The sequence below is a fragment of the Aminobacter sp. P4_D5 genome, assembly GCF_056401815.1.
Genome location: NZ_JBFUIP010000003.1, coordinates 82,048 through 90,443 on the forward strand (window position 1 = coordinate 82,048; position 8,396 = coordinate 90,443).

Sequence of the window (8,396 nt, forward strand, 5' to 3'; positions counted from 1 at the left end):
GTAGTCGTTGTGTCCCTGGGCGAGGGACACGCGTGCCTGACCAGGCTAAGCAGTTGGTTTGACGTGTTTGGAATGGTTGCCTCGCGGCGGGGCAGCGGCCTCCTCCCGTAGCGGCTACTCCATGTGGAAGCGCATTTCGCTCACCCGGTCTTCGGTGTCACGGCTGATCGTCCAATGCAGGTGGTAGCCGCCCATCTCCAGGCGGTAGCGCCTGGCACCGCCGTCGCCTTCATCATGGGTAAGCTCGAGCGGCACTCTGGCCACCGTGACGCCACTCGCGGCGATTTGCTCGAACCAGCCATTGCTCCACAGCCGCCATGCCTCTTCGGCAAAGCTGCCGCGCGGAGCGCAGCGATCGACGATGGCTTGCAGGAGCTCGTGGTCGCGCTTCGTCAGAGCTTCGTTTCCGTCGGCGATCGGCTCGTAGGGAGCCAGCGCGGGATCGACGATCCCGGCGATCTTCTGGCCTATCCGTGCGACCTGGGCTTCATCCATGTTGGCGAGGACGCAGACCGACAGCTTTCGCGCAGGAAACCGTGCGATCTCGGCTCGGAAGCCATCCCAGGTACCGCCATGCCGGATCTTGTGATGGCCGCGGATCGCGGAGTTCTGCCAGCCCAGGGCGTAGTTGTTGAATGACGGCTGGCCGTTCGTCATCAGCACCGGCTCGGACATCAGCGCGATTGTTTCGGGGCGCAGCACTGTCGGATTGTCCAGTTCGAGCAGCCAATGGGTGATGTCGCGCGGCGAGAAGTAGAGCCCGCCATCGCCGGTGCGCTGCAGCGTGGGCGCCGCCCAGTAGCGGTTCTCCAGACGCCCGTCGCGGATGCAATGGCCAGCGGCACGGTTCAGCACGATGTCGAACCATGAGGCCTCGCGCGCCGTGGCCATGCCGATCGGCTCGAACAGCCGCTCGCGCAGCAACTCGTAATAAGGCTTGCCTGAGACGCGGGCGACAACGAGCCCAGCCAGGATATAGCCGGTGTTGCTGTACTGGTAGCCCTGGCCCGGCTGGTATTCGAACGGAGAACGGCGTGCCAGGTCGATCAGCTGCTCGTCGCTGTGGTCCTGCCACAGGTTGAGCGGGACGGCACCGCCCTGCACGCCATCCATCGCTGCGAAGACGATATCGAAATTGCCGAAGCCGGCCATCATCGACAGCAGGTTGCGGATGGTGATGCCGGCCCAGCTCTCTGGCCCCTCGGGGATGTAGAGGCTCAACGGGTCGTCGAGCTTGATGCGGCCGTCCTGCAGCAGGAACATCACCGACGCTGAGGTGAACATCTTTCCGGTCGAACCGGAGTGGAAAACCGTATCCGGCGTCACCGACACCTTGTTCTCGACATTGGCAAGGCCATAGCCCGCGAGGTGAACGATCTCGCCATCGTGGACGATGGCGACGCCGAGGCCGGGAACCTGGCTGTTGTCGACTTCCGACTGCAGATAGCGGTCGAGTTCTTCGGTGAAGTTCATGCTGATTTCCTGGTCTTCAAAGCCGTTGGCGACGGTGCAAGGCACCTGCAGCGGCAGTGTCTGTGGATGGCGTTCATGCGACCGACCTCTGCTCGACTGCTACCTCGCGCACCGCAGTAAGCGGATGATGGCAGGCCGCCTGATGCCCGCTGCCTTGCGTCGTCAGTGTCGGGAGCACCCGGCGGCAGAGATCGGTGACGCTCGGGCAGCGATTGGCGAAGGCGCAGCCGGCCGGCAGGTCGTAGCCGCTCGGGATTTCGCCGGCGAGCCGCGTGATCAAGCGGCGGCGCTTCGGATCGGGCTCGAAGGTGCTGTCGAGCAGCGCCCGGGTGTAGGGATGCGCGGGGGCGGCATCACTCGGCAACACCTCGACGATGCGGCCGAGATACATGACCAAGATCTGGTCGCAGAAATAGCGTACCAGTCCGAGGTCGTGCGAGATGAAAAGATAAGTTAGCCCGAGCTCCTGTCGCAGCCGCTCCAAGAGCGCAACGATCTGCGCCTGTACCGAGACGTCGAGCGAGGCAGTCGGCTCGTCGAGCACCACCAGCGACGGATTGAGCGCCAGTGCCCGGGCGATGCCAACACGCTGCTTCTGGCCGCCCGACAACTGGTGCGGATAGCTTGCTGCAAGCGAACTGTTCAGGCCGACCATGTCGAGCAGCGATGCGACTGTCTCATCAGTGGATTTTGGCTTCACACCCTGCACGCGGTACGGTTCGAGCAACGCATCCCGGATCGAGTAATGTGGATCGATCGCCGAATAGGGATCCTGGAAGACTAGCTGCATGCGCTGGCGCAGGCGGCGCATGTCTCCGCGCGACAACGACGCCATGTCGACACCGTCGAACTGCACCTGTCCTTCGCTGGGGTTGATCAGGCGCAGCACCAGTCGCGCCAGCGTGGACTTGCCGCATCCGGACTCGCCGACGACGCCGAGGATCTGGCCCCGCTTCAAGGTGAACGAGACATCGCTGACGGCGTGGAACACCTTGCGCTTGCGAAACAGCCCGCCATCGCTGAAACGGCGGCTGAGCCCATTAACGGTAAGAAGGTTGCTCATGCTGCCTCCGCGACGTGGCAGGCCACGCCATTGCCGCTGGCGCCGACGCGCAGTTCGGGGATTTCGACGCGGCAGCGGTCCGCGGCACGGGCGCAACGCGGATTGAACCGGCAGCCCGGCGGCTGCGCCGCAGCGCTCGGGACCACGCCCGGGATGGCGCTCATCGTCCCGCGCGCCATGTCGTGTTGGGGGATGCAACGGATCAGCGCCTGTGTGTAGGGATGCCGCGGGCGCTCAAACAGCGCATCGACCTCAGCCAGCTCGACCACGCRGCCGCAATACATCACGGCGACCCGGTCGCAGGCCTGGGCAACGACGCCCATGTCGTGGGTGATCAGGATCAGGCCAAGCCCGCGCTGCCGCACCAGGTCGACGAGGATCTGCACGATCTGTGCCTGGACGGTGACGTCGAGTGCGGTTGTCGGCTCGTCGGCGATCAACAGCTCGGGGTCACCCGCCAATGCCATGGCAATGACAATGCGCTGCTTCATTCCACCGGAGAGCTGGTGCGGGAACAGGTCATAGACCGAGGCAGGGTCGGGGATGCGTAAATCGGCCATCAGCTCCAGGCTTCTTGCGCGCGCCGCACTTCGGCCGAGGCCGAGATGGAGGCGTGCGGCCTGATCTATCTGCGGCCCTATCCGCATCATGGAGTCGAGCGAGGTCATCGGGTTTTGCGTGATCAGCGCGATGCGCCCGCCACGCAGCCGGCGCAGCTGCCGCTCCGGCAGTCCGACCAGGTCGGTGCCGTCAAAGCGGATGGTGCCGGCGGCGACCTGGCCGCCGATACGTGGCAAAAGTCCCATGATCGCGGTTGCGGTCAACGACTTGCCCGAACCGGATTCGCCGACGATGCCGAGGATTTCGCCGCGGTCGACGCTCAGCGTGACCTGGTCGACCGGCGAGAAAGCACCGAACCTGATCCGCAGCATTTCCAAATCCAGCAGCATCGTTACGCCTCCCTGAACTTGGCGCGGACATCGAGCGCAGCGATCACCGCGTCGCCGAACAGGTTGATGAAGACGACCGTCAGCGCCACAGCGAGGCCAGGCAGCAGAATCACCCAGGGCGCGATGAACAGCTGGGCCGTGCCGGAACTCATCATCGCACCCCAGCTTGGCGTCGGCGGCTGTGCGCCCAGTCCGAAGAAGCCGAGCGTCGCCTCAAGGATGATGGCGTCACCCGTCGCCAGCATCGCCGCCACCAGAACCGGCGCCAGCGCGTTCGGCAGGAGGTGCGAAAACAGGACGTGGGTGTGGCCGGCGCCAAGGCTGATTGTCGCCTCGACATAGGTCTCGCTCTTCAGCGACATGATCTGGGTTCGCGTAAGCCGGGTGAACTGCGCCAGGTAGGCGATGGCAATTGCAATCACCACGCCCTCAAGCCCCGGCCCGATGATGGCGACCAGCATCAATGCGATCAGGATCTCGGGAAACGACCAGGTCAGGTCGATCACGGTCATGACCACCCGGTCGAACGTGCCACCGAAATAGCCGCAGGTGGCGCCCAGGACCAGGCCGAGAGCCACGGAAATGCCGATCGCCGTGACGCTGACCGAGAGTGAGGTGCGGGCGCCGGTGATCATCCGCGACAGCACATCGCGGCCGAACTCGTCGGTGCCGAACAGATGCGTCAGCGACGGAGCCTGGTTCATGATGCCCAGGTCCTGCTGGTCGTAGGGGTACGGCGAAAGCCACGGCGCAAACAGCGCGCCGATGACCAGAAGCAACAGAAACGCCCCTGAAATGCCGCCCTTGAAGGTCGAGACGGCCTTGAGCAGTGCCAATGCACGATGTCTGATCATGCCCGTGCCTCGCGCTGGCGTGGGTCCATCGCCGCCTGGACGATGTCGCCGATCAGGGCGCCGATGATTACGGCCATGGCCAGCATGAGCAGGCAGCCCTGCACCAGGGGATAGTCGCGCTGGTTCAACGCCCGGATCAGCAGCGAGCCCAGGCCCGGACGGGCGAAGACGTATTCGATCGTCACGGCACCACCCAAAACCCAGCCGATGCGCAGGCTGAGGATGGTGACGACCGGAACCATGGCGTGGCGGAGCACATGGCGCAGCTGGATGATGAAGGGTGGCAGCCCCTTGGCGTGCAACAGGGTCACGAAATCCTGTCGCGACGTCTCGATCATGGCGATCCGGGTGACCCGCGCCACCAGCGCGATGCCGCCGAGGCCGGCAGCGATCACGGGCAGGATGAGGGAACTCCAGCCGCGCGCCCCCGACACCGGGACCCAGCCGAGCCACACGGCGAAAACCAGGATCAGCAGCAAGCCGAGCCAGAAGCTTGGCACCGTCGAGCCGAGCAGGATGAAGCCGGTGATCGTGTCGTCGACGCGGGTACCCTGGTAGCTCGCCGCAATCACGCCGGCAGCAATGCCGGTCAGCGTCGAAAACAGCAGTGCCGCAACACCCAGTTCGAGGCTGTAGGGCAGGTTTCGGGCGATCAATGCGCTTACCGGGCGCCCCTGTATGATGGAGGTGCCAAGATCGCCGGTCAGAAGCCGTCCCATCCAGGTGACGTATTGCTCGACGAGACTACGGTCGAGACCGTACTTCGCCGCGATCAGCAGTCGCTGCTCCGGCGTCGAGCCAGCGCGCATGAGATTGTCGATGGGGTCGCCCGGCACCAGGTGGATGATGAAAAACACCACCAGCGAGACGACAAAGAAAACGGGCAGCAGCAGCACCAGCCGCCTCAAGGTGAAGCCGATCATAACGTTCTGCCGACCCGCTTAACCAATGACCTTGATGTCGACGGTCGTTGCCTGCACGAGCTGCGTGCCGCGCAGCTTTTCCGGCACTTCGAGCATTGTCTTGTTGAACGCATAGTTCTGCACCGGCTCGTGGATCGGCACGAACAGGAAGTTGCCGATCAGGTTCTCCTGATACTTCTTGAAATTGGCCACCCGCTCGTCCTGCGTCTTCGACTGCTGCATGGCGACGTTGCGAAGCTCCTGCGATTTCTCGTCCTGCCAGCCGGAGGAGTTCGGATAGGGAATGTTGGTGGTGCTGAAGAACCAGTCGAGAATGTCGGCGTTGTTCCAGCCATACTGACGCACCGCAAGCTGATGCTGGCCCTTCTTGAGCTGATCGACGACCGTCGTGCTATCGAAGATGTCGATCTCGACAACCATGCCGATTGCCTTGAGCTGCGCCTGGACTATCTCGGCAGTACGTTTGATCGCCGTCTCCGACTGCGCCGTCAGCTTGATCTTCAGCGGCTTGCCGTCCTTGCTCCGGAAACCGTCATCACCGCGCTGCCACCCGGCCTTGTCTAGAAGCTCGTTGGCCTTGGCCAGGTCGTGACGGATTTCCAGCTTGGGATCGATCTTCGATTCCACCAGCGTGCTGATCAGGAACTGGTGCGCTTCGAGGCCGACGCCGTTGAAGACGCTCTTGAGGATGGCGCCCTGGTCGACCGCCAGCGCGGTTGCCTGGCGCACGGCGGCATCGCCGAAGGGCTCGGCTCGGGTGTTGAACGCGAGGTACGTGATCCCGAAGCCAGGCAGGGTCCGGAAGTCCAGTATCTCTTCTGCCTGAAGTTGCGGCAGGAACTGGTCCGGCACGCCGAGCAGCAAGCCGACGCCGCCCGTCTTCAGTTCGAGGAAAGCCGTCGAGGCATCGGGAATTTCTCGCAGGGTCAGCCGCTTGATGTGCGGTGCTCCCTTGTTGTCCGAGAGGTCGCTGCCCCAGTTGTAATCCTCATTGGCAACCAGCACGGTTTCCTGGCCTACGGCAAAGCTCTCGAACTTGTAGGGCCCGGTTCCGACGGCCTCTGTCACACCAAAATTGTCACCGGCCGCGTCGTAGGACTTCGGCGACGGGACGCCCATGAAGGACGACGCCAGATTGAAAATCAAATTCGGCTCTGCCCGTTTCATGACGAAGCGAACAGTGTAGTCGTCGACAACCTCGACACGATCGACAGCGTCGACAAGGTACTCGTTGGCGCTGCCTTTGAACTTGGGGATCCACCACGCTATGGTCGCGGCATTAAACAGTTCACCATCATGGAAGCGAACACCTTGCCGCAACTTGAAGGTCCAGTTCATGCCGTCGACGCTGTTCTCCCAGGATTCGGCGAGATGGGGATGATAGGATTGATCGACATCCTGCTCGATCAATCGGTCGTAGATCAGGGTCGCGACGGTGCTGAGCAAGGTGGCCCGAATTGGATCGTGATGAGGGGCGCCGATTTCGGCACTGCCGAGAGCAAATACGGCCTCCGGTTCTGATGCCCGCGCTGAATATCCCCCAGCCAGGCCGAAGCCCGCGGCCAGCGTGACCACCGATACCGAAGCAAGAAACCCACGTCGATTCATGTTCAACCTCCCCTTGGAAAATTGGCAAAAGCCCGCCACGCCGCGGAAGCAGCATTTTTCGACAACAGACAAGAATTCGCGAGCTGGTACGGTCAGATGACCTGCGCCAGCTATGCGCCGTTTCCTCCTGGTTGCTGTTTAGTGCCGGCGCAAGCCCGCAACCCAGCAACGATTTTCTTCCCCGCTCCTCAACGAGGTGTGGCCAAGCTATTTTGAAAAAAAACAAACGTCAATCGATTCTGTGATAGAATTCTTACAAGAAGTCCCGCCCCAGACAGGGAGAGCAAAATGACGGAATCGGTCCGCCGAAGGCTTATCGAAAGCCTGGCCACCGCCACCAACGCCGAAAAGGCGCTTGCCAACTACATGTTGGCAAACTTGAACGGCGTGCCGTTCGAGACCTCGGCGACGCTCGCCGGCAAGGTCGGCGTCAGCGAACCGACTGTCGGGCGATTCTGCCGGACGCTTGGTTATGCTCGCTTCAAGGACCTCAAGGAGGACCTCCGCGACAACATCGGCACCCAGCCCTGGCTGGCCGGGGACCGGCTGAAGGAATTCCGCGACCGCAGCCAGAACGGCGATGCGCTGGCGCGCAGCCTGGAGCTGGAGATCGCCGCACTGCTCAGGATCTACGAGATCGCCAACACCAAGGAGTGGGCCCGCGCCGTCAAGCGCCTGGCCAACACGCCCCAGCTATTCGTCGCCGGCTTCCAGACCGAGCGCGGCATCGCCCAGTACTTCGCCAACCAGCTGCAATACCTTCGCCCCGGCGTTCAGCTAGCGGACATCGCCGGCGGTAATTTCAGCGAGATCCTGCTGAACCCACCCAAATCCTCTTGCCTGGTGATCTTCGAAGCCCGCCGCTATTCACGCCTGAACCTGCTTCTGGCGCAGGAAGCCAAGAAGGCGAAGATCCCGATCACGCTGATCACCGACGCCTTCTGCGACTGGGGCCGCGACCTCGCCGACGAAATGTTCGTCGTCCCGACCGAATTCGGCATGTTCTGGGAATCGACAGCGCAGATGGCCAGCCTCGGCAATCTGCTGATCAACGGCATATTCAACGAACTTGGGGTCACGATCGAAGGACGCATGAACCGGGTCTCGGAACTGCACGGCAAGATCACTGGCTACGTCGGCGACTAAGCGGGTGCCAGCGGTGCACAGTCGACTGATCCACGTTCAAACCGCGTTGTGGTAGCCCGCGGATTGGCTAGCGCTTTGGCAGCGGCGTCACGTTGGAGGCAGCTGTTGCCCGTGGCGCGTCGGCTCCTGCAATTTGGCCACCCGACGGTCGACATGCCGCAAAATCGACCCGACAAGAACAATACCAGTTTAACACCTGAAAAAAATTCTTCATAAAGGAGCGATTTTCCACAGGTGGCTCCGATGGGCGAACAGGCAATCCTCGACTTCCTCGCAAATCAGCTTTCGGGCGAGAGCGGCGAACCGCTCTACCGCCGGCTGGAAGACGCAATCAAGCAGACGATCAGTACCTCGCACCTCAAGCGGAACGCGGTCATTC

Annotated in this window: 7 protein-coding genes; 1 reads left to right on the forward strand and 6 read right to left on the reverse strand. The window is 62.6% G+C overall.

Annotated features, from left to right (window positions below):
- Window positions 1-114 precede the first annotated feature (114 nt).
- From AC1DWF_RS01785 to AC1DWF_RS01810, 6 genes are all read right to left on the reverse strand, one after another.
- The gene (locus AC1DWF_RS01785; protein WP_476788778.1) at window positions 115-1,473 is read right to left on the reverse strand and encodes a serine hydrolase domain-containing protein; all 1,359 of its coding nucleotides are present in this window, start codon (window positions 1,471-1,473) and stop codon (window positions 115-117) included.
- A gap of 73 nt (window positions 1,474-1,546) precedes the next feature.
- Window positions 1,547-2,536 (reverse strand): ABC transporter ATP-binding protein, encoded by a 990-nt coding sequence (locus AC1DWF_RS01790; RefSeq protein WP_476785570.1) that lies wholly within the window; start codon window positions 2,534-2,536, stop codon window positions 1,547-1,549.
- The gene (locus AC1DWF_RS01795; RefSeq protein WP_476841400.1) at window positions 2,533-3,486 is read right to left on the reverse strand and encodes an ABC transporter ATP-binding protein; all 954 of its coding nucleotides are present in this window, start codon (window positions 3,484-3,486) and stop codon (window positions 2,533-2,535) included. The genes AC1DWF_RS01790 and AC1DWF_RS01795 overlap by 4 nt, the downstream gene beginning before the upstream one ends.
- Before the next feature lie 2 nt (window positions 3,487-3,488).
- Complete coding sequence (locus AC1DWF_RS01800; protein ID WP_476788779.1) at window positions 3,489-4,340, reverse strand: ABC transporter permease; 852 nt, start codon at window positions 4,338-4,340, stop codon at window positions 3,489-3,491.
- Window positions 4,337-5,263 (reverse strand): ABC transporter permease, encoded by a 927-nt coding sequence (locus AC1DWF_RS01805; RefSeq protein WP_476786842.1) that lies wholly within the window; start codon window positions 5,261-5,263, stop codon window positions 4,337-4,339. The genes AC1DWF_RS01800 and AC1DWF_RS01805 overlap by 4 nt, the downstream gene beginning before the upstream one ends.
- 18 nt (window positions 5,264-5,281) lie before the next feature.
- On the reverse strand, window positions 5,282-6,871 hold the full coding sequence (locus AC1DWF_RS01810; protein WP_476788780.1) for an ABC transporter substrate-binding protein: 1,590 nt from the start codon (window positions 6,869-6,871) through the stop codon (window positions 5,282-5,284).
- 288 nt (window positions 6,872-7,159) lie between these two features.
- Here AC1DWF_RS01810 and AC1DWF_RS01815 point away from each other — a divergent pair, with 288 nt between their 5' ends.
- The gene (locus AC1DWF_RS01815) at window positions 7,160-8,017 is read left to right on the forward strand and encodes a MurR/RpiR family transcriptional regulator (protein WP_476788781.1); all 858 of its coding nucleotides are present in this window, start codon (window positions 7,160-7,162) and stop codon (window positions 8,015-8,017) included.
- Window positions 8,018-8,396 lie beyond the last annotated feature (379 nt).

What these genes read in the sequence shown, in the direction of transcription:
- AC1DWF_RS01785 (WP_476788778.1), bottom strand. Translation starts at nt 1,473, where the DNA reads ATGAACTTCACCGAAGAACTCGACCGCTATCTGCAGTCGGAAGTCGAC.
- AC1DWF_RS01790 (WP_476785570.1), bottom strand. Translation starts at nt 2,536, where the DNA reads ATGAGCAACCTTCTTACCGTTAATGGGCTCAGCCGCCGTTTCAGCGAT.
- AC1DWF_RS01800 (WP_476788779.1), bottom strand. Translation starts at nt 4,340, where the DNA reads ATGATCAGACATCGTGCATTGGCACTGCTCAAGGCCGTCTCGACCTTC.
- AC1DWF_RS01805 (WP_476786842.1), bottom strand. Translation starts at nt 5,263, where the DNA reads ATGATCGGCTTCACCTTGAGGCGGCTGGTGCTGCTGCTGCCCGTTTTC.
- AC1DWF_RS01810 (WP_476788780.1), bottom strand. Translation starts at nt 6,871, where the DNA reads ATGAATCGACGTGGGTTTCTTGCTTCGGTATCGGTGGTCACGCTGGCC.
- AC1DWF_RS01815 (WP_476788781.1), top strand. Translation starts at nt 7,160, where the DNA reads ATGACGGAATCGGTCCGCCGAAGGCTTATCGAAAGCCTGGCCACCGCC.